Origin of the sequence: Burkholderia sp. MSMB1498 (assembly GCF_001526245.1) — a bacterium.
In the GTDB taxonomy this organism is placed as follows: Bacteria; Pseudomonadota; Gammaproteobacteria; order Burkholderiales; family Burkholderiaceae; genus Burkholderia; species Burkholderia savannae.
Genome location: NZ_LOYJ01000117.1, coordinates 1 through 683, shown reverse-complemented (window position 1 = coordinate 683; position 683 = coordinate 1). Strand labels below are relative to the sequence as shown.

2 protein-coding genes are annotated in these 683 nt (G+C 60.5%); one reads left to right on the top strand and one right to left on the bottom strand.

The genetic code is table 11. The features are described 5' to 3' along the window. The coding region (locus WS91_RS34705; protein WP_156432334.1) for a transposase domain-containing protein at positions 1 to 128 on the top strand (128 nt) is incomplete at its 5' end. A 9-nt stretch (positions 129 to 137) separates the two neighbouring features. On the opposite strand, the gene WS91_RS26575 is transcribed toward WS91_RS34705, so the two are convergent. After that, on the bottom strand, positions 138 to 398 hold the full coding sequence (locus WS91_RS26575) for a hypothetical protein (RefSeq protein ID WP_045598729.1): 261 nt from the start codon (positions 396 to 398) through the stop codon (positions 138 to 140). Between the last annotated feature and the right edge of the window lie 285 nt (positions 399 to 683).

Here is a 683-nt window from a genome sequence, read left to right as displayed (position 1 = left end):
CCTGTGGCGTCGATCCCCATGCCTATCTGCTGCACGTGCTGACCGAATTGCCGCAGCGCGCACCGGATGCCGATATTGGCGACCTGCTACCGTTCAACTTCGCTCGACAGCAAGCCGTTACCGGGTAACTCCGATCGCTACCGCGCTGGGCCGAAGTATTGGTCCCACTGTTCCGAATCGGGATCGAGTCGGCGCACAATCGCGTCGTCTGCCCGCGCGATCAACCGTTCCAGCATCTGGCGCTTCGTTACCGAGTAACGGCGAGCTAACCGCGTCAGAGCAAGATACGCTTCCGTGCTCACCCACATATCCAGACGTCGATCACCGTTGCCGTCCTTGCCTGCCGTCTCGCGCCTTGCCCGATAAGCCGCCTGCCGCTGCGCCGTCGTTTGCGTCATCTCGCATCTCCTTCGTTACCCGGTAACTATCGATTCGAAACATGTTACCCGGTAACACGTCACCTAACGACGTGTGGCGGATTTAGCGCTTACCGCCGATCTGCTCCACGCGTTTCGCGGTGTGAGCGCCTTGGTCACTGGCGAGCCTTTTCGGAGCGACGGCGATACTTATTCCGTCTTGAGCCGGTGGCCAGATGTTTTCCATCGAGTAAGCGCCTCGCGAAGGCCGTCCGCAATCCGGCGCGCACGTGAGGCATGATTGGTTATCGAGCGCTCGTGTTGGCC

Coding starts and splice junctions, on each gene's coding strand:
- WS91_RS26575 (WP_045598729.1), bottom strand. CDS start 398: ATGACGCAAACGACGGCGCAGCGGCAGGCGGCTTATCGGGCAAGGCGC.